Source organism: Flavobacterium ginsengiterrae (genome assembly GCF_039539785.1).
GTDB lineage: Bacteria > Bacteroidota > Bacteroidia > Flavobacteriales > Flavobacteriaceae > Flavobacterium > Flavobacterium ginsengiterrae.
Genome location: NZ_BAABDU010000010.1, coordinates 1 through 20,424, shown reverse-complemented (window position 1 = coordinate 20,424; position 20,424 = coordinate 1). Strand labels below are relative to the sequence as shown.

Sequence of the window (20,424 nt, the reverse complement as noted above, 5' to 3'; positions counted from 1 at the left end):
TGGAACATGAAACCTGAAACTATTTTTTATTCCTCTTCGTTTTTATTTTCGTTGAATTTTTTCACAATTTCTTTAAGTTTTTCTTTTCGCGAAACTTCGGCTTGTTTTTTCTTAGCCTGGGCTTTGTGCAATTTATCATTGTGAATTTTAATATTTCGTTCGTTATTGCGTCCCATTACACTTCTCTTTTAATTTGTTCTAAAGTTTTTTCGGTAAAAATCAATTCGTTGATAATTTGTTTTCTTAAATCATCAATATCATCATAATCAAAATGTTTTGCCCAAGATGTTAATTGCTGCAAATTTCTAATTTGTTTTAACCTTTTGGTTGTTTCAAAACTGGTTCTTAAAATTGCTTTTCCATCATAAGCGGGATTATTTTTATGCTGATAATTAGCTAGATTTTTGTCAAAGTCGGCTTCTATATAATAGAGTTTTTCTTCTGCATTATCAGTATAAAACTCTTCCCAGGCAGCAAATCCAATTTTTGTTTTTGAATCTGTTTCCGGTTCAAGAGCCAATAAACGCCATTTGCTGTTTGCTAATCTTCCCCAATGGTTTGAAACACGGTACATTCCGGCTTCGGTATAATAATATGAACTTCCTGCTTTACTTTCAAACTGTTTTTTTAAACCTTCTATTTGATCTGGAAGTACTTCATTAAAAACACAAAACGTATTCTTAAAAGAATTAGGATGTGGTTTAAAATTTTTCTGCATGTGCAAATATACTCAGATTGAGGCGAACTCCCTAAAACAAACCTAAAATGATTAACTTTGCATCTTTAACTTAAAATATAAAAACATGTCTAAAGATTCACAAGAAAAAATGCCGCAAAAAGGAGTTTATACCGGCATTATAGAAAAAGATGAGAACAACAATTATTTCTGTGGCGAATATCTTTTAGATTATAAACTTGCAAGCACAAACTTTGAGGTTGGTGACTGGATTACTATTAAATCAGTAATCGAAAATCCAAGCGATATGAGTTATGAGAAATATCCAAAGAAATCGAAAAATTTCGACAAGGCTAATCATAAGCCTGAGAATAAGTAATTTGCATTGATTTAACCGCAAGAAACACTAAGATTTATGCAGAGGTTCACAAAGTTTTTTATACAAAGCTTTGCGAACTTTTGTGTTTTATAATACTTTTTAAATCCTTTGCGTTCTTTGCGGTTAAACTTAAACACAGAATTGTAATTTGAAACAAAAACAAATATTTTTCTGCTCAAAACTGAAAAGTTAAAAAAAAGTGTACCTTTGCAAAAAATTTGTCGATTTGAACTAAAAAGATCAAATTTAAACTAATAGACAAGTAGTTATCTTTTATTTATGAAAAAAATAGTTGAATACCGTAAATTATTAAACGTAGAAAAAACTGCAGAGTTAAAAGATTTAAAAACAATTTATCGCAATGCGATGAAAGAATCTCATCCTGATAAATTTGTAGGAGATGACGCTGGTTTAAAAGCTGCAGAAGAAAAAAGTAAAACAATTATTGAAGCTTATCACTTTTTAGTAAGTATTCACCCTGATACCATCAAACTTAATTTACCTGAGTATACAGAAACAATTTCAACTTGTTCTATTACTGATTTTAAATTTGTTGAAGGTCGTTTAATTATCGATTTTTCTAACGGAAGTGTTTACGAATACATTAGTGTTCCTAAAGCAACTTATGTAAAAATGGTAAATGCAGATTCTCCTGCGAGATTTGCAAAAAGACATATTTTGAACGCTTTTACTTGGAGAAAGAAAACAAATCAAGAATAATTTATTCTAACAATAGTATACAAAGCACTCTTTTTACAGAGTGCTTTTTTTATACATTATTATTACAAAAACGCTATCTTCACGTTACAAACTAAAAATAAATAAGAGTTTTAAATCAAATAAAAGCAACAAAACCCTTGATTTTAGGACAATTAGACCAAAAAAAACTATAACAAAATTTTAGGTTACAAAATTCTATATGTTTTATAATTTTAGATACTTTTGTTGCACAAATCAATTAACTAATTAATTTTTTATAATGAAAAAAATACTTTTTTTACTTACAGCTTCTGCAGCTATAATTTCATGCAGTAAAGTTAAAGATGGAGAATACCTAATTACAGGTACTGCAAAAGGAATTGAAAACGGAAAAACTATCATTCTTCAAGGTTTAGATCCTGCTACAAGAATGTCAGTTGCGCTGGATACAGTAAAAGTTGAAAATGGAAAATTTGAAATAAAAGGAAAAGTTACTGAGCCTGCTTTTCATACATTAATTATTCAAGGTGCTAATCAGCCATATCCGTTTATATTAGAAACTGGAGAAATTAATATTGAAGTTGATAAAGACAGTATCCACAAATCTAAAGTTTCTGGAACTTACAACAATGATGAGTACACAAAATTCAATGAAGAGCTTACTAAAACTCAAAAGAACTTAATTGATTTCCAGAAAAAAAATACACAAAAAATGCAGCAAGCTCAACAAGCTCAAGATACAGCAACTATCAACAGCTTGATGAAACAATACATGGAAATCCAGACAGAAGTTCAGGCTAACAGTAAAAAGAAATATTTAGCTTACGCAGAATCTCACCCAAAATCATTCATTTCTGTATTAATTTTACAAGGAATGATTAATGATCCAAGTACAGATATGAAAAAAGCTGAAAGTTTATACAATGCTTTAGACGAATCTGTAAAAAACACAACTCCTGGTAAAGAAATCAAAACTAGACTAGGTCAAGCAAAAATGCCTGCGGTTGGTGCAACAGCTCCTCCAGTTGGCAGTGCTAAATGAAGAGCAGATTTTTCGGCTCCTAATCCACAAGGTAAAGTAGTTTCGCTTAAAGAAAGTTTAGGCAAAGTAACTATTGTAGATTTCTGGGCTTCATGGTGCGGACCATGCAGAAAAGAAAATCCAAACGTTGTGGCTATTTACAAAGAATTACATTCAAAAGGATTAAATATTGTGGGTGTATCTTTAGATAAAGATGCTGAACACTGGAAAGAAGCGATTGCTGCCGATGGTTTAACCTGGACGCATGTTTCTAATCTAAAATTCTGGGATGAGCCAATTGCAAAACAATATAATGTTGAATCAATCCCAGCTACTTTTATTCTTGATGCATCTGGAAAAGTGGTAGCTCAGGATTTAAGAGGTCCGGAATTAAAAGCTAAAATTTTAGAATTACTTGCAAAATAATTCTATACTTCAAAATAAATAAAAAATCTCCTTCGGGAGATTTTTTTTGTTTCATGTCGATCCAAAAAGCTTCGTTAGTAAAAACAAAACTCGCTTTAAAAAGAATTTACAATGAATTAATCCTACTGATATTTATTTTGTTTAGAAATGTGATCACAAAACAATATTAAAATGGATTTTTTCGTGGGTATTTATTCCAAAATACCCAATAAAAACAATCAATGACAACTTTATTGAAGCAAAATTCAAAGCAAAATCCACAAAATAACCATAAGAAAAACACTACTTTTGAAAAATAAATTAAAAAATAATGTTTTTTATTTTATTCAATTCCAACGAATTAAAAAATAACTTTAAAATAACTTAAAATTAAGTCATTTTTTTGTTTGGAAATCTAGAAAACGTTGCTATCTTTGCCACCGCTAAGAACAACTAAGCACAACAAAAAAGCTGAGATCGGGGAGATACTCAAGCGGCCAACGAGGGCAGACTGTAAATCTGCTGTGTGAACTTCGCAGGTTCGAATCCTGCTCTCCCCACTAAAAGGGTAAAAGAGGCAAAAATGAAAGTTTTTCAATCTTTTCAAAAGCCCGCAAAAAACGTGGTAAGACCTGCAAATCCAATGGATTCGCAGGTTTTTTGCTTTTACGGCATTTTTCAATTTTTTAAAAAGCGCTCAAAACTTCTGTGGCAGAATCGTGGCAGTTTGGTCTGTCGGCAAAACTGCCACAGAATTTGGGCTAATCCTGTATAAACACAGGGGTTAAAGAGGTTAACGACTTGTTTTTTACACGCCATAATTCTACATTTATTAACCTAAAACATTGAATTATGTTAGAAAGCAGCTTTGGGTTGGTTTTCTTCTTGAAAACAACCAGTAATGACAAAAAAATTAAAACCGTTTACTTCAGAATTACCATAGACGGCATTCCAAAGGAATCATCCACCAAGCGTAAATGGGATCCTGCCAGATGGGATCAGAAAATGGAAAGAGCCGTCGGCTCTAAAGAAGATGCGAAGTCCCTAAATTTCTTTTTGGATTCATTGACCCTGAAGATTAATGAAATTAAAACAGAAATGATGTACAGCGGTAAATCAATAACAGCCGAGAAAGTGATGGATCAGGTTCTGGGAAGAACAGCTCCTAAAATTAAGGTACTGGAAGAATTCCAAAAGCACAACGATGAAATGCAGGCTCTTCTCGGACGAGGTTATGCCGAAGGAACCCTTGACCGCTTTACAATCACTAAAAACCATTTAACATCTTTTATCAAATTTAAATTTAAAAAGGATGATTATGAATTTGAAGATTTAAGTCTGGAGTTTGTTAAGGATTTTGAATTTTATCTTAGAACAGTCCGTAATTGCAGTAATAACACTACCCTGAAGTACATTGCTAATTTCAAAAAGATTGTCATCCGCGCAATTGACAAAGAACTGCTGGCGAAAGATCCTTTTAAAAATTTCAAAAGCCGAAAGACTAAGCTTGTAAAGAAACCACTTACCACTCAGGAATTATATGAGCTCGAAAGACACTATTTTACAACAGACAGGCTTAATGTAGTCCGAGATGTATTTGTGTTCCAGTGTTACACCGGACTGGCTTACATTGATGCCTATCAGCTTAAAAGAACAGACATAAAAGACGGCATTGACGGCAATTTATGGATTATGTCGGAGAGACAGAAAACCAATTCCACCACCAACATACCGCTGCTTCCTCAGGCGCTTAATATAATTGAAAAATATAAAGATCATCCTCTCTGTGTTCAGCGTGGTACTGTATTGCCAGTTTCATCCAACCAGAAAATGAATGAATACCTAAAAGAGGTAGCTCATCTATGCGGCTTTCCCTTTACATTGAATACCCATATGGCGCGTCGTACATTTGGAAGCACCGTGACATTGAATAATAATGTACCCATACATGTAGTAAAAGAACTGCTGGGACATGCATCCGTCAAACAAACAGAAGCGTATGCCATTACCGAGCAAGCCTCGATAGGCAGAGAAATGTCACTGCTGAACAAAAAACTCAACAAAAAGAAGCCCAAGATTTCTGAATCTGATATTGCAGTTCTGCAAAGGTTAGAGAAAGAAATAGAGGCAATAAAGAAAAAATACGACGTACCTCTATACTAATTTACTTAACATAAAGGCGGTTATCCTAAATAAAATAACCGCCTTTTTTTCTAGTAAAATAATACCGCTTTTGGAGCCTGATAACTAAGCTCATTATCTGCTGTACCTATAGAAATTGAATTAAAAATGCATCGTCAGTCAATAGTACAGTGAATTATATACATAAACGCTCACAGCTAAATTTACGCAAGTGAAGATCATTTAATCAGCCGTCCAACTTCTAAAAGAATCGCATAAAATTTAGAACCATTCTAACAGCCTAGATATCTGATTGTAAACAATTTTGAAGTAACTTTATTCATAAAAAAGAGTATAAAAAATGGATACCAAGACCGACAAAAAAGATTTTAATGAGACGCTTGATAAAATTGATCAGAGGATCAAACTGCTGAACAATCAAAAAATAAACGCTTTTTTTGAATCACTTGGATTTAATGAAAGAGAGGACATTCCAAAAGACTATTTAAAATGGGAAAATATACTTATTGTTGTGCCCAGCCGGACTATTTTGCATAATTTAAAGCAATACAAAACACTAATCTCCGGAATTTCATTTGTTGTCAATCAAAATGCCGAACAGATTCATATCTATGATTTTAAAGAATGGAAAAAAAACACATCCAATAAAACACAATTTCAGATAAGGGAACTTCTTAAAACTAATTTTGGAGGCGTTCCTAAAAGTACCGCAGATCGCGACTGGACCAAATTACGATAAAATACTGATATGAAAACGGAAAATCATTATATCAATCGAAGCGGCTGGCTCAGAGCTGCTGTTTTGGGAGCCAATGATGGTATTTTATCCACATCAAGCATTGCTATAGGTGTCGCCGCTGCCAGTGTCACACGAGAACCTGTATTACTGGCCGCTGCTGCAGGTTTAACCGCCGGTGCTCTTTCCATGGCTGCAGGGGAATACGTATCGGTTAGTTCTCAGGCTGATGTAGAAAATGCTGATCTTCAGCGCGAAAAGGCCGAACTTGAAAATACGCCGGAATCTGAACTTGAAGAATTGGCGCAAATTTACATTGAAAGAGGTCTGGAGCCAGAACTGGCCAGGCAAGTCGCGGTGCAGTTAACAGCTCATAATGCACTTGAGACACATGCCAGAGATGAACTTGGAATCAATGAAATTACGCAGGCAAATCCTTTCACAGCTGCCTTTGCCTCTGCTTTTTCCTTTATCATCGGCGGGATCCTGCCGCTTTTGACTGCTGTTTTTGCTCCAATACATCAAATGGTCTTATACCAATACGGGTTTTCAATTATCTTCTTAGCCTTATCAGGCATCCTGGCCGCTAAAGCTGGAGGTTCGCAAACCGGTAAAGCGGTGCTGAGAATCTGCATGTGGGGTACTTTCGCAATGGCAGCTTCTGCTTTGGTTGGACATCTTTTTGGCGTACAGACTCCCTAATATGTATAACTGCAGCCGTAAAAATTAATGCAATCTTAAGCATTAAAAAAAAATAACAAACCCAGTAATGCGTTATTTCGTATATAATTAAAAATGCAGCACTATGAAACTCATCTCCTTATTTTTTATTCTTGCAGTGCTTCCTATAAATTGGGAGCCCGATTTTAATACTGCCAAAAAAAATGCAGCTCAAGATCATAAGCTGATACTTCTTAATTTCTCGGGATCCGATTGGTGCGGTCCATGTATTGTCCTTCGTAGGGACTACTTGGAAAATAACGCATTCACACAAATGGCTGACAAAAATTTAATCCTGGTGAATGCTGATTTTCCTCGAAAAAAGAAAAATACCGGAACACCTGAACAGGTAAAACGAAATGAAGGGTTAGCCGAAATATACAATAAGGAAGGCAGTTTCCCCCTGACACTGCTTTTGGATTCGCAGGGAAAAGTGATTAAAACTTGGCATGGGAAGCCTGATATCACACCAGAGCAGTGGACCGACGAAATAAAAACGATCTGTGAAAGCCGCCAATAAGCCCTCAGAAAACCACAAATATTCTCAAACCCTAAAGCTCATGGGCAACAGCTTTACCATCACAGTGGTATGCGGAAGCGAGCAAAAGGCAAACGGATATATTGATCTTGCAGTTGCCGAAATCAAGCGCATTGAAAAACTGCTGACCACCTACAATGAAGAAAGCCAGACCAGCCTTATCAATGCCAATGCAGGCATAAAACCAGTCAAAGTAGACTTGGAAGTTTTTAATCTTATCGAAAGATCGACAGGGATTTCGAGAATCACGCAGGGAGCATTTGATATTTCCTATGGAAGCATTGATAAAAGTCTTTGGAATTTCGACAAGACCATGACCAGACTCCCCGATGCTGCAACGGCCCGAAAGATGGTGCATCTAATAGATTATCGTAATATCATTTTAGACCCTGCAAACACAACAGTATTCTTAAAAGAAAAAGGAATGCGGATTGGATTTGGCGGAATAGGAAAAGGTTATGCCGCAGAGATGGCTAAACAAATTCTCATTGCAAACAATGTCCACAGCGGTATTATTAATGCCAGCGGGGACCTTTCTGCATGGGGACTGCAGCCCAGCGGTCGTAAATGGACTATAGGCGTTGCGGATCCTGATTCCCCGACTGCTGCTTTCTCGTATATGGAAATATCCAATAAAGCTGTAGCCACTTCAGGAAATTATGAAAAGTTTGTCCTCATAGACGGAAAAAAATATTCACATACCATTGACCCAAAAACAGGACTTCCCATAACCGGCATTAAAAGCGTAACCATTATAGCATCAAATGCCGAATTTGCAGACGCAATGGCTACCCCCATTGCTGTTATGGGCATTCAAGCAGGCTTGTTTTTAATAGATCAGATTCCAGATCTATATTGTATCATTATTGACGACAACAATACAATTTACACTTCTAAAAACATTAACCTGAAATGAAAAAGCCAAAACAAAAAAATATGAAACTTTTATGCTGTACAGCCTTGACGGGGTTGCTGCTTACCTCCTGCACTCCTGTCAAAGAATATCAGAAAGGAAAACTTAATGATTCCGAAATGGTGCTCTCTAATAGAAAAATAGAGAAAACAGAACTTAGTTTTCAATCCTACCGCGAGGGAGCTTCCGGTGCCAATTCAGGAAAAAGCGGCGGCGGATGCGGCTGTAATTAATTTAATAGAATCCAGCGATGAAAAGAATATTTATTACAGGATTTGCGCTGCTGGCCTTATTACAGGCAAAAGCACAAAATATACCTCCAGATTCGACAAATTATAAAAGTAAAAAACTAAAAGTGGAAGAAGTAAATCTGGTTTCAAGTTATTACAAACAAAACGGGGATAACGCAGCAGTCACAGGAGGACGAGGTTCAGAACATCTTACAGATATTGCCAATACGATCGATGTTAAGCTTGTAAAATACGGACAAACAGGTATTAAGCACACCTTTGATATTGAAGCCGGTATTGACCACTATACCTCGGCATCTTCTGATATGATTGACCTGAGTGCAAATTCCTCCGCATCATCTTCTGACAACCGCTTTTACCCGTCTTTAACCTATTTGAGAGAAAACGAGCAAAAAGGCAGCACCCTGGGAATTGGAGTTTCTTCCTCAACAGAGTTTGACTACCAGTCATTTGGTGGAAATATCAGCTTTTCTAAGAAAACCGCTGACAGAAGCGGCGAGTTTACAGCCCGATTCCAAACCTTTATCGACCAGCTCAAATTAATACTTCCTGATGAACTCCGCGTCCTTGGAAGTGACAGTTACGGCACAGCAAATCGTAATACCTTTGCAGGAACTTTAAGTTACAGCCAGATAATAAATAAAAATCTTCAGATCATGCTTGTTGGAGACCTAATAAGCCAGAACGGATATTTAAGTCTTCCTTTTCACAGGGTATATTTTCAAGACGGATCAGTACATCAGGAAAAAATGCCTGACACCCGACTTAAAATCCCTCTTGGAATACGGGCTAGTTATTTTGCTGGAGACAACATCATTATCAGAGCTTACTATCGCTATTACACGGACGATTGGAGTCTGCGTGCGCACACTGCTGACCTTGAAATCCCGGTAAAGTTAACGCAGGCCTTTTCACTGAGTCCTTTCTATAGATACTATACACAAACCGGTACAAAGTATTTCAAACCGTATGGAGTTCATACTGCAGCAGATGAATATTACACCAGTAACTATGATTTATCAAAATTCGACAGCAGTTTCTTAGGAATGGGTATGAAATTCACTCCTCCTAACGGCATCTTCGGACTTAAACACTGGAATACTGTAGAGATTCGTTACGGGCATTACAGCCGTACCACTAATCTGGTTTCAGACATTATCAGCATTAATATAAAATATAAATAGACAATAAGTACGATGCATTTCTTTATAAAAAGCAGCTTGACATGATTTCTATTAAGAATAGGTTTAAAATAATGAGACAAGGGAATAGAAAAGTAATAAAACAAAAGAAATGATTACTCTGAGCATAATGATATGGAATTTACTTAGTTGAAAGATCATTTAAAATTAAAAAAATGCCGTTTGAAAATCAGACGGCATTTTTATTTTGCTCCTTAATTGTGGAAAATAAAGCTGTACGAAAATGTTTTTTCTCAATAACACACTAATACAGATTGCTCTTTGTTAATCAGCAGCAGTATAACATTCCTTCTCTATTACAAGTGCCGCCGGACTGTTAGGTTCATGCACTCTGCTCTATTTTTCATTCTAAATTATCAAAGAAAAATTTAGTATTCAAAAAAAATATCATAATTAAAAAAGCTTTGTATACGATCTAAATGATTTAAAACTGCTCAAAACAATGCGATCTGCTCAGCAGTTAATCTGATACGAAATAGCAGGTTGAAACTGAAGTATCAATTCAATCATATCCCTTCTGGAGGATTTTCTTAAATGTGCCTGCTCTAGAATCAAAACCCTAATTTTGTTTAACTTATTTGTAAAAAATTAAACAAATCACTATATTTATACTAGTATAGCTGACTTTTAACTTCTTAGCCAATAAGCTGAAATTAAAAGCCCTTTTTTACTGCGAATAATTTAAATTATTACAGCTATGAAAAAAATTTTAATTGTCGGAGCAAGCAGAGGCATTGGAAATGCAATATTGTCTGAGCAATTGCAAAACAGCATTGTTTACAACCTGAGCCGCAGGGCACCTGAAATTATCCATCATAATCTTATTCATTACCCAGTTGATATTTTGAACGATGCACTACCTGAAATAGATCATATTGATTCATTAATTTACTGTCCGGGATCCATCACGCTTAAACCTATCCAAAATCTGCAGATTGAGGATTTTAGAAATGATTTTGAAATTAATGTTATAGGAGCTGTAAGGGTAATTCAGAAATATCTTCCCTTATTAAAAAAAGGAAAAAATCCTTCGATAGTACTATTCAGTACTGTGGCAGCTAAACTGGGAATGCCTTTTCACAGCAGTATCGCTGCATCAAAATCAGCAGTTGAAGGTCTGGTAAAATCCCTTGGCGCAGAACTCGCGGGCCAGGTGCGCATCAATGCTGTTGCGCCTACTATTACCGAAACAACGCTTTCAGCATCTATTTTAAGAAACGATAGAATGAAGGAAAACATGAGGGAACGTCATCCCATGAAGAATTATCTGCAGCCCCAGGAAGCAGCACAAATGGTTGATTATTTGATTTCTGAGCGAGCCGGTTCGATTTCGGGACAGGTTTTTGTAATGGATTACGGTCTTGTAAGTTTTAAATTATAAGGATTAAAATATGAAAATTCTTTTAACAGGCGCAACAGGATATATAGGAAAAAGGCTTTTACCCCTGCTTCTGCAAAACGGTCATGAAGTTATCTGCTGTGTAAGGGATATAAGCAGGTTCCAATATCCCGCATTATCCAAAGAACATGTCAAAGTGATCGAAATTGATTTTCTTGAGCCCGAGAGTCTTATAAATATTCCTGAAGATATAGATGCTGCTTATTATCTCATTCACTCGATGTCAGATACATCGGTTCACTATGATTCCATGGAAAGTGCCTCGGCTGTTAATTTCATCAGCAGGCTCCAGCTCACCAGCGTTCAGCAGATTATATATCTCAGCGGTATTTTTAATGATAAATCTTTATCGAAACACTTATCTTCCCGAAAAGCGGTCGAAGATATTTTACACAGCTCCTGTATTCCACTAACCACTCTCAGAGCGGGCATTATAGTAGGTTCGGGTAGCGCATCTTTTGAGATTATACGGGATCTGGTTGATAAACTGCCTGTGATGATTACACCAAAATGGCTCAATACCCGGTGTCAGCCCATAGCAGTTTCCGATGTATTAGAATTTTTATCCCGGTCACTTTTAAATCCTCAAACATACCGCCAAACCTTTGACATAGGCGGACCTGATATACTTACCTATAAAGAGATGCTGCGGGGATTTGCCAAAGCAAAGCAATTAAAACGTTATATTTTTACCATTCCGGTTATGACCCCAAAATTATCGTCATACTGGCTCTATTTTGTTACATCCACCTCTTATAAACTCGCATCTGCTCTGGTAAGCAGCATGAAAGTCGAAGTAATATGTCACGATAATCGTATCAATACGCTTTTAGAAGTCAAACCGATATCCTACAGTATGGCTTTGAGCCGGGCCTTAGAAAAAATACAGCAGGGTGTGGTTATATCAAGCTGGAAAGACGCTCTGGCCAGCAGCCGCTTTCATGGAAATATGAATCAATACTTAAAGGTTCCAAAGAAGAATTGTTATATAGACAGAAGAAAAAGAGCGATAGTAAACCGCGAAAATACGATAGAAAGAATTTGGTCCATCGGCGGAGAAACCGGATGGTACTACGGCGAATGGCTGTGGAATCTGCGCGGGTTTATTGATAAACTGGCGGGAGGTGTCGGCACAAGAAGGGGAAGAACCCATAAAAATGCACTGTCTGCCGGAGATGCATTAGACTTCTGGCGGGTAGTGTATGCCGACAAAAAACAGGGAAAATTGGTTCTCTATGCAGAAATGAAGCTGCCCGGAGAGGCATGGCTTGAATTCAAGATTATAAATAACACCTTATATCAGGCTGCTACTTTCAGACCCAGAGGTTTTCTGGGAAAATTGTATTGGTATTCTGTGCTTCCTTTTCATGGCTTTATTTTTAGCGGGATGCTTAAAAAAGTGGCGGATTGAAATCAGCAAGTTCTTTAAAACAGATTACAATATTGCATCAAACAAAGTTCTCAGCTCCTCGAATGTATCAGGCTTTGAAATATATTTCACCGCTATATTATTTTTTTCAAGCCAGGGAAGCATTACATTTTCATCAGGTGTTGAAAACATCACAACTTCAACGTCTGCAAGATGGTTATAACTTTTTAGCTTACGAAGAAATTCCATTCCGTTTATATACGGCATATTATAATCCAGCAGTATTAAATCCGGAAGTATTGGGGCTGCTGCCAGTTCTTCAAGAATTTCTACAGGATTATCAGAGCTTCTGCAATGAATCTTTTTTGGGAGAGATTCAATGGCATCCATAAAATTCTTAATATCATCTTGATCATCATCAATTAGAAGGATTTCTTTTGTCTGCATACTGATAGAATAAGTTTTTGGACATTTATATTTTTATAAAATATACCATTATTCAGAAATAATAAAAATAAAAAAAAATGGTAAAAAAATCATGAAAGAAATAGTAGCCATCACATCACAAGTAATGACAGCTGTAAAAAAAGCACGAATAATTTTAATATTAATAAAGGATCTTTAGGATAGATTGATGTGGTATTTTTCTTCAAAAGCAGAATTATTCTTCTCAGGCCCGTACTGACCAAGCTGAAATACTTTTTGCATAAATTGAATACTCTCCTCAATCGAACAATCGTCATTTTTTAAGTAACTGGCAAAATGACTTGTTATCTTTTGAACAATTCTAGAATTTACTGCATCGGCCTGAACTTGATCAAAATTTATCGATTTTCTTTTCTGGACAGCCGCTTCAGCAGCCGCAATATCATTTAATTTTGCTTTTAGTGCTTGTAGAAACGGAGCATACTGCCGTGTATTCATCCAGGTATTAAATTCCATTTTCATGTCTTCAATTACAGCTTCGGCAGCCGGAATATGCTGTTTTCTTTTCTCCAGCGTATCATCTTTCATCTGTGACAGGCAGTCCATATGAATCAATGTCACTCCCGAGAGCTCCTGCACATTCGGGTCTACATTTCTTGGAACAGACAGATCAAGAATCAATAAGGTTTTATTGGACTCAAGCATTCTCTTAGAAATGGTTGGCTGCTCGGCTCCAGTCGCTACTATCAGAATATCACACTGCTGTAGTTCTTTTGGCAGTTCGGTGTAATCCCTGACAGTAATATCCAATTTTCCCGCGAGTGCTTCTGCTTTATTTTTAGTTCTGTTTATCAGGGTAATCCCTGCGTTTTTACTATGCTTCACAAGATTCTGGCAGGTATTCCTGCCGATTTTTCCCGTTCCCAGCAAAAGTATTTTTTTGCTGCCAATCTCCGGCACAGATGCCATGATATAACGCACCGCCGCAAAAGAAACAGATGCCGCCCCGCACGAAATTCCAGTTTCTGTTTTAACTCTTTTACTGGTTTGGATCACGGCGTTTATCAACCGGTCTAAGAAAGTATTGACCAGCCCTGACTGCTTACTGTTATTGAAAGCTGTTTTAATCTGCCCGATAATTTCAAAATCCCCCAGGATCTGGCTGTCTAAACCACTTCCCACTCGGAAAAAATGATCTACCGCGCCTTTATTTTTATAAATATAACCTGTCTGCTGAAATTCTTCCACACTGCCTTTCGTATTCTCACAAAGGAGTTTTATTAACTCGTAAGGATGACGAGCAAAGCCGTAAATTTCGGTTCTGTTGCAGGTAGAAATGACAATTAATGCTGCAATGCCTTCGTTTTTAGCTTGTGCAAGCAGATCTGACTGTGCTTTAGAATTTAAACTAAATTTTCCTCTGCAGGCCGCATCTGCTTTTTTATAGCTTACTCCTAAAGCATAAAATGTGGTGGTTTGGGACAGGTTGAAATTTTCCATAGGATCAGGTTAGTAATTAAAAGATTCAAAAAATCAATGTCAGCCGTTTTTATAATAATTACGACAGAAAAGCGTCTTGTTGATTCTGTAAAAATGGATTCAGGAAAAAGCCGCGCGCACGGCAATAGTTCAATACTGAACTAAATACATTAAATAATTTACACTATGGTATTAACCATAATAAACATGAAGCAGCATTCTCCAGACAGCAAAACAGCATCATTTGCAGATATAGCACTGCCCGTAAATTCAGGCAGTGCTTTTGGAAGATTACTATTTTTGGACGATAGGAGTTCTTAACGATTCTAAAACCGCTACAATATCGGTATACAATTCGGTGTTTGAAGCCACTCCATTGGCATTGGCTGCCGCTCCAACATAACCTTCGAATTTGGTATAATCGGCATTGCTGGATTTTGTACCCATTCGAGGATTGGTTGCGGGATTATGAGCAGCGCTCATGCTCAGGCCTGAATAAGTATTCACGGCATTGGTCCCTCCTGTATTAAAAGAAAAGAAATCAGTCAGATTATCAGACAGCTTCGCAATATTAGTAGACTGGGTTGTACCTGTTTCAGCCAGAAGAGGTGCAAAATGCGCCTGAAGATTCCCTGCCGCATTAGATTGAATGTCAGCCACAATTAGTCCGATAGTGGAGTTCACCACTTTTCGGAAGCTTAGACGCCCCTGTTCGATCATCTGTCCAGAATTATCGGGATCAGCAACCATTTTTGTACCTCCTAAACGTTCATATATAGAGGCTTTTACAACTGGTTCCGGACTGTCGTTATCATTACTGCAGGAAGTAAAAGCTGCTGATGAAATAAATAATACACTTAAGGCAATTTTGGAATAATTTTTCATAACAAAAATATTTAAAGGTTAATTAAAAAAATGATTAATTTTCTGAGATAATTTATAACTCATACTATTTTGGTCTATAGGACAAACTTCTTTTCCTGCTAGATCAGCAGGCAGAATATAAGGCTTTGCATCATAATGTCTTTTGGCCATAAGCTGTGCATAAACCTTTTTAGAATTGGTAATTTGGTTATTATGAAAGTAAACCACCACATTTCTTTTCACAATAATAGAATCCGAAGTTAGTCCTTTAATGGATCTTAAGTCGGTACAAATCTGTCTGGCCTGAACAGAATCAATATCGGTTTTAAAATCAATTCGACTTACCTGCAGGTTTGGAGTATCATAGACAGCCGGCTTAGCAGTAATAATATGGAAAAGAAGAATTGCAGTGAATATGAAGGTAATCACTGCCGTAATCATAAGTCCTTTTTTTATAATCTTGTTAATTTTCATAGGTCAATTATTATAATGGTTAGATTTTAATAATTATATACGAAGGTATGTACAAGCAGGTTTTTAAAATTTGCTGAAAAATATTAGTTTAGAATAATTTTAAATAATATTTAAAGGAATCATTAGTAAAATTAACAACATTACTGGTGAATTGTCTGAACCGTTAATATTGGCTTACGAAGTGTTGTCGGCGTAAATCTGCCATACTCATCCGGTCGTTATAAAGTACAAGCGGTACCCCCTTAAGGAGTAATCTTGCGCCATTAGTTTCGGTCAACTGAAAAATAACCATACAATTTGGTAAGATTGAGTAGAAATTTCCGTACCCAATACGAGATTTAATTTGTATTTTTGTACGCGTACCGGTCAATGACCGCGCTATTTTATCCCCTGCAAATAAAACATTTAAGGAAGGTTATGTTTATGGACAAGGCCCGCAGATCACAGAGAAAAACACTGCGATATCTGTCGGGCTTTTTCCTTTCTAGTCGATTGTATGCAAAAAAAAGCCCGAAAAAATTTCGGGCTTATTCGATCATATCACGACCATAATTAAACACACTGCGCAGCGGCAGTTATTGACTGCAAAAGTTATAATTTTTTTTTTGTAGTTCGAAAAAATACTCTTAGATAAATAAGCGATTAGAAAAGAACCTTTCTTGTCTGTACTTCTTCATTCTCTAAGGTCGCTTTCACGAGTAATATCTGCGGGCCTGCTTGAATACTTGTAATCTCATGTTCAGATGTTCCAACCTGAGGACAGTTGTAAAGTAATTTACCGGTAATATCAAAAACAGAAACTTTCTTTAAGGCAGAAGGTGACGATTTTAAACTGATAATTTGATTTCTTGAAGCGGCGCTGAAATGCTGGGGTATTTTTTCTGCATCGTGCAGTCCTAATTTTTTATCCGCAATATAACGGATTACAAAACGCTCGGTAAAAGTCCCTTCAATGGTAGAAAACGTGTACCCGCCGTTTTTTAAATTGTGAAGACTGCCCGTGGCTTTGTCTTCTAAATAAATATTGATGACATCCAGATCACCATCAGCATGATCGATTGAAATGGTGAGGTCTCCCTTAATTATGGATCTGTATCCCAAAGGAACAGTATCAGACGCATCAAACGGCACAGCACGACCCTGAATAGCCAGCTTATCCGCTTGGCTGATGCTGTAAAAATCTGCATACTTATTGGCGTCCATGGTAGGCGCATCATAATTATGATCATACCCGTTGGTAGCTCCTGTCACATACGCAATTAAAATCTGTTTAAACAGTCCCTGGGAGTTGGTCAGATTAATCCATACCCGATGTCTTTCATACTCGAATGTCTTATCGGTGTAAGCAGGACAGCCGGCTGGATCTAGGGATTGATCGCCATGCGCTCCGCGTGCAGGGCAGGCTGCCGCAGAATTGAATACTAGAACTGATTGCATAAGAAAAAGCAGCACAAAGAACACGTAATTTTTTTTCATAAGACAAAGTTTAAAGATTAATTAAGTATAAAAATTAGGTACAATTCTAATATTCAGATACAGCACACTATGAGCCGATCTCTCAGCGGTTGAAGCTAAAAGAAGACTGAAAGCATATCTTTCTCTAACAATAAATAAAAACACATGATGTATGGTACAGCAGAAAAGCAAATGCTGTACACTATATTAAACAGCCGAGATGCTGTTTATCTATAAAATCTGCCTTTGAACGATCAGGCACATCACTAATATACGAATTATTCGATATAAATAACAAAATATTCTTAAAATTTTACCTGAAAAGTTTTAATCCTATAGATACTCTGGAGGCCTTATATGCGTACCATTCCAACAAAAGAATTAAAGTATTGAACATCAGAAGCTGACATATATAAAAGAAAGAACATTCAATCTGCCTCTTTTTCACGAAAACCGATCACCAAAAAAGATTTCAATTTTATTCAGTACCAGCAGAGCAGACTGTATTGCGTTATCTTTTATGACAACATCGTACATCTGCGGTTTTATATTAAATTTGTTTACGTCTTTTTAGAACCTTAGAAGTTCTGCCTTTTATACATCAAAGGAACTATTACTACAGAACTTCTGCACCCGGAACATCTTTCCAATCTTAATTTTTAAAGGCAGATCAAAAAAAATGCACGTTAGAAATACAATTTACTGCATCTTGACGCAGAGCATCAGCTGTTTTTGATAAAATGAAAAATCCACATTAAAATTAATGTGGATTTTTGCTGTAAATCAATTCCTGGATTATCATCAGCCAGACAGTAGTCAAAAACATCGTGAGGGTAATTACCGACAAGGTCAGCTGATAGGTATAATCTTCTACAAGTTTTAAAGCCGCTGCCATAGACATTAAAACAAAGCTGAACTCTCCTATCTGGGCTAAAAGCGCACCGCCGTATATACTGTCACGCCAGGAATTTTTTACAATCTTAAATACAATCGCATTGAGAAAACTATTAATGAGAAGAACTGCTAGAGAAATTACAATAATGGTCAGCGCGTTTTTGGCAAAGAAATGAACATCGAGCTGTAATCCTACTGCCATAAAAAAGAATGCCATAAAAAAAACTTTAAAGGGAGTAAGTGATTTTCCCAGCCAGCGTGTTGCTTTATCATGACCTATAACAATTCCGGAAACGAATGCGCCAAAAGCGGTAGACAGCCCAAACCAGCCGCTTAGCCATGACATACCGAAACATAGTGCAAAACCAACAAAAATCTGCAGTTCATGGTCCGATGCTATTTCTTTCCCAATAGGAAACTTAAACCTTTTGCTGCTGACGGCAATTCTTAAAAAAACAATCATCAGTACTCCTCCCAAAAAAACTTTCAAAAACTGGACAGAGGAAACAGCAGTGCCTGACATATAATTAAGCACCAGCATCATTGGGATTACCAAAATATCCTGTATCAGCAAAACACCGCAGGTTATTGTACCAAGCCGGCTGGTAATCTCACCTGTCCTTTCCAAATACTGAAATACAATAGCCGAACTGCTGAGACTAATTACAAAAGCTGTTAATAGTATAGTCGTACTTTTCCATCCTGCATATGTACCTATAAAATACATGAACGTTAAACTTAATATAAGCTGTACCAGCGCAATTAACAAAGGCTTGAAAAAATTATGCTTTAGATACTGCAGATCAATTTCATTCCCTATAGAAAAAAGTAAAAAAACAATGCCAATTTCACCTAGTTCTAAAATTACATCAACTTCATGAATGACATTAAAAACATAGGGGCCTAAAAGCACTCCTGATCCAATATAAGCAATAAAATAAGGCTGCTTTAAACGTCGAAGCAGCAGAATAAGCAGCAGTATTACAAAGGACATCACCGATATCCCTGAGAATAATTGTGATAACATAATGAAGTATTTATGAAGAAAGCTGCCTTATTGGGCAGCTTTCTTTTTTTTGCAGTTAATGAAATTAAGATATATCAATCATCCTTGGGGCTTTTTGTTTAGCCTGTTCCATTTTTGGAATCGACAGCAATAAAAGTCCGTTTTCATAACGCGCACTTATTTTTTCCTCATCTACCACATTTTTTGGAAGTACAAAACTTCGCTGAAAAGATTGATAGCTGAACTCCCTGCGGGTAAAATTTTCTTCTCGGCTGTTCACTTCATTTTGTTTCACCGAAGAGATAATCAGCTGCCCATTATCCAAGGTAATTTTAAAATCATCCTTGTTCATTCCAGGAGCAGCAACTTCGACTTCATAATTATCAGCTGTTTCTTTAATGTTCACTGACGGCAGTGTTGTGCTTGTTGTTGAAAAATTGTTGTTTTCCCAATTGAAAAGATCGCGGCCAAAAACATCATCAAAAAACAAGCTTGGAAGAACCGGCAGATGGTTTCCATTTCTTTTAATAAGATTCATAACAGTAATTTTTAAATTGTTATACAATAAATTTTTGAACTTGCACGGTGTGCATTAAGCAAAAAACAAAAAATATGCCAGTGGATAAATCTGACATTTTTTCAGAATTAGATGGTGAAAAAATGTCATTTAGCACCTCTTTTAAAAAAAAAGTCTAATAGGAACAGTATGCGGGAGGATCAAATATAAAATCCATGATACTTCCCCATTTATTTACGGTTGATACTGCCGCTGAATAGTATATGTGATACAGGATATCACAAGCTCATTTTATATCTTTGACAACGTAAGAATAATTTAGTATGCAGACAAAGCTATGTTCAGAGATTTTAAAAATACTTAATGGTCAACCTGCCAGCACGATGACTGTACAGGAACTTATCAAAATTATAAATCCCCCGCTGAGTTTCTCTGCTGCATTATCAGACAGAAACTCCTATGAAAAAATTCAGGAGATGGTCATTATTGAAAATTTGACATTCCTGCAAGATCAGGGACTGGTATTTTTAAGTGATGCTCAAGAGATCCGTTGGGCTGCAGTGAGCGGTTCAAAAATTTCAATCCAATCATTAGATCAATAAGCAGGACAGCCTGTCTAAATCAAGTACAAATACAGCAGTAATCGGAACCCGTCAACGAGCACCTGTAATAAGTAATGCCGTAATTCAATAAAGTATTTAGGAATTCAGAATATGGTAAATAAAAAAAGCCTGAAAAATATTTTCAGGCTTTACATTTATTTTACCACACTTATATAGATAAAATTAAAAACTCACTTCTTCTGTTTTTTAAATGCTCTTCTTCAGAACATTTAACACCGTCTTTACAACGATTAAGT

At 36.4% G+C, this 20,424-nt stretch carries 22 protein-coding genes, 1 tRNA gene and 1 pseudogene; 15 read left to right on the top strand and 9 right to left on the bottom strand.

Annotated features, from left to right (window positions below; translation table 11 throughout):
• Nucleotides 1-26: 26 nt before the first annotated feature.
• Nucleotides 27-176 carry a hypothetical protein gene (locus ABD859_RS22225; protein WP_345146937.1) on the bottom strand — a complete coding sequence of 50 codons (150 nt, stop codon included), beginning with the start codon at nt 174-176 and terminating at the stop codon, nt 27-29.
• Nucleotides 176-718 carry a hypothetical protein gene (locus tag ABD859_RS22220; RefSeq protein WP_345146936.1) on the bottom strand — a complete coding sequence of 181 codons (543 nt, stop codon included), beginning with the start codon at nt 716-718 and terminating at the stop codon, nt 176-178. The genes ABD859_RS22225 and ABD859_RS22220 overlap by 1 nt, the downstream gene beginning before the upstream one ends.
• 85 nt (nt 719-803) lie before the next feature.
• Between ABD859_RS22220 and ABD859_RS22215 the strand changes: the two genes are divergently transcribed.
• From ABD859_RS22215 to ABD859_RS22150, 14 genes and pseudogenes are all read left to right on the top strand, one after another.
• Entirely contained in the window at nt 804-1,055 is a 252-nt protein-coding gene (locus ABD859_RS22215; RefSeq protein ID WP_345146935.1) for a hypothetical protein, read from the top strand.
• Between the two features lie 279 nt (nt 1,056-1,334).
• On the top strand, nt 1,335-1,775 hold the full coding sequence (locus ABD859_RS22210) for a KTSC domain-containing protein (RefSeq protein ID WP_345146934.1): 441 nt from the start codon (nt 1,335-1,337) through the stop codon (nt 1,773-1,775).
• Nucleotides 1,776-2,034: 259 nt separating this feature from the next.
• Nucleotides 2,035-2,796 carry a DUF4369 domain-containing protein gene (locus ABD859_RS22205; RefSeq protein ID WP_345146933.1) on the top strand — a complete coding sequence of 254 codons (762 nt, stop codon included), beginning with the start codon at nt 2,035-2,037 and terminating at the stop codon, nt 2,794-2,796.
• An 18-nt stretch (nt 2,797-2,814) separates the two neighbouring features.
• A pseudogene (locus ABD859_RS22200) lies at nt 2,815-3,201 on the top strand (peroxiredoxin family protein); the annotation flags it as partial.
• A gap of 458 nt (nt 3,202-3,659) precedes the next feature.
• Nucleotides 3,660-3,740, top strand: a tRNA-Tyr gene (locus ABD859_RS22195).
• A 292-nt stretch (nt 3,741-4,032) separates the two neighbouring features.
• Entirely contained in the window at nt 4,033-5,343 is a 1,311-nt protein-coding gene (locus ABD859_RS22190; RefSeq protein WP_345146932.1) for a site-specific integrase, read from the top strand.
• Between the two features lie 319 nt (nt 5,344-5,662).
• A complete protein-coding gene (locus tag ABD859_RS22185; RefSeq protein ID WP_345146931.1) occupies nt 5,663-6,061 on the top strand; it encodes a hypothetical protein in 399 nt (132 codons plus the stop codon).
• 9 nt (nt 6,062-6,070) lie between these two features.
• Nucleotides 6,071-6,760, top strand: a complete 690-nt coding sequence (locus ABD859_RS22180; RefSeq protein ID WP_345146929.1) for a VIT1/CCC1 transporter family protein — start codon at nt 6,071-6,073, stop codon at nt 6,758-6,760.
• Nucleotides 6,761-6,863: 103 nt separating this feature from the next.
• Entirely contained in the window at nt 6,864-7,298 is a 435-nt protein-coding gene (locus ABD859_RS22175; RefSeq protein WP_345146927.1) for a thioredoxin family protein, read from the top strand.
• 40 nt (nt 7,299-7,338) lie between these two features.
• Entirely contained in the window at nt 7,339-8,232 is an 894-nt protein-coding gene (locus ABD859_RS22170) for an FAD:protein FMN transferase (RefSeq protein WP_345147066.1), read from the top strand.
• A gap of 20 nt (nt 8,233-8,252) precedes the next feature.
• Entirely contained in the window at nt 8,253-8,462 is a 210-nt protein-coding gene (locus ABD859_RS22165) for a DUF4266 domain-containing protein (RefSeq protein WP_345147065.1), read from the top strand.
• A gap of 17 nt (nt 8,463-8,479) precedes the next feature.
• Nucleotides 8,480-9,664 carry a DUF3570 domain-containing protein gene (locus ABD859_RS22160; RefSeq protein WP_345146926.1) on the top strand — a complete coding sequence of 395 codons (1,185 nt, stop codon included), beginning with the start codon at nt 8,480-8,482 and terminating at the stop codon, nt 9,662-9,664.
• A 715-nt stretch (nt 9,665-10,379) separates the two neighbouring features.
• The gene (locus ABD859_RS22155) at nt 10,380-11,063 is read left to right on the top strand and encodes an SDR family NAD(P)-dependent oxidoreductase (RefSeq protein ID WP_345146925.1); all 684 of its coding nucleotides are present in this window, start codon (nt 10,380-10,382) and stop codon (nt 11,061-11,063) included.
• A 10-nt stretch (nt 11,064-11,073) separates the two neighbouring features.
• Nucleotides 11,074-12,492 carry an SDR family oxidoreductase gene (locus tag ABD859_RS22150; protein ID WP_345146924.1) on the top strand — a complete coding sequence of 473 codons (1,419 nt, stop codon included), beginning with the start codon at nt 11,074-11,076 and terminating at the stop codon, nt 12,490-12,492.
• A gap of 24 nt (nt 12,493-12,516) precedes the next feature.
• On the opposite strand, the gene ABD859_RS22145 is transcribed toward ABD859_RS22150, so the two are convergent.
• From ABD859_RS22145 to ABD859_RS22115, 7 genes are all read right to left on the bottom strand, one after another.
• Entirely contained in the window at nt 12,517-12,897 is a 381-nt protein-coding gene (locus ABD859_RS22145) for a response regulator (RefSeq protein WP_345146923.1), read from the bottom strand.
• 174 nt (nt 12,898-13,071) lie between these two features.
• On the bottom strand, nt 13,072-14,376 hold the full coding sequence (gene hemA / locus ABD859_RS22140) for a glutamyl-tRNA reductase (protein WP_345146922.1): 1,305 nt from the start codon (nt 14,374-14,376) through the stop codon (nt 13,072-13,074).
• Nucleotides 14,377-14,649: 273 nt separating this feature from the next.
• Complete coding sequence (locus ABD859_RS22135) at nt 14,650-15,240, bottom strand: globin family protein (RefSeq protein ID WP_345146921.1); 591 nt, start codon at nt 15,238-15,240, stop codon at nt 14,650-14,652.
• A gap of 18 nt (nt 15,241-15,258) precedes the next feature.
• The gene (locus ABD859_RS22130) at nt 15,259-15,693 is read right to left on the bottom strand and encodes a hypothetical protein (protein WP_345146920.1); all 435 of its coding nucleotides are present in this window, start codon (nt 15,691-15,693) and stop codon (nt 15,259-15,261) included.
• Between the two features lie 642 nt (nt 15,694-16,335).
• On the bottom strand, nt 16,336-17,169 hold the full coding sequence (locus tag ABD859_RS22125; RefSeq protein WP_345146919.1) for a T9SS sorting signal type C domain-containing protein: 834 nt from the start codon (nt 17,167-17,169) through the stop codon (nt 16,336-16,338).
• Nucleotides 17,170-17,908: 739 nt separating this feature from the next.
• Complete coding sequence (locus ABD859_RS22120) at nt 17,909-19,069, bottom strand: cation:proton antiporter domain-containing protein (protein ID WP_345146918.1); 1,161 nt, start codon at nt 19,067-19,069, stop codon at nt 17,909-17,911.
• Between the two features lie 64 nt (nt 19,070-19,133).
• A complete protein-coding gene (locus ABD859_RS22115) occupies nt 19,134-19,586 on the bottom strand; it encodes an Hsp20/alpha crystallin family protein (RefSeq protein ID WP_345146917.1) in 453 nt (150 codons plus the stop codon).
• A 302-nt stretch (nt 19,587-19,888) separates the two neighbouring features.
• Here ABD859_RS22115 and ABD859_RS22110 point away from each other — a divergent pair, with 302 nt between their 5' ends.
• The gene (locus tag ABD859_RS22110) at nt 19,889-20,167 is read left to right on the top strand and encodes a hypothetical protein (RefSeq protein ID WP_345146916.1); all 279 of its coding nucleotides are present in this window, start codon (nt 19,889-19,891) and stop codon (nt 20,165-20,167) included.
• Nucleotides 20,168-20,424 lie beyond the last annotated feature (257 nt).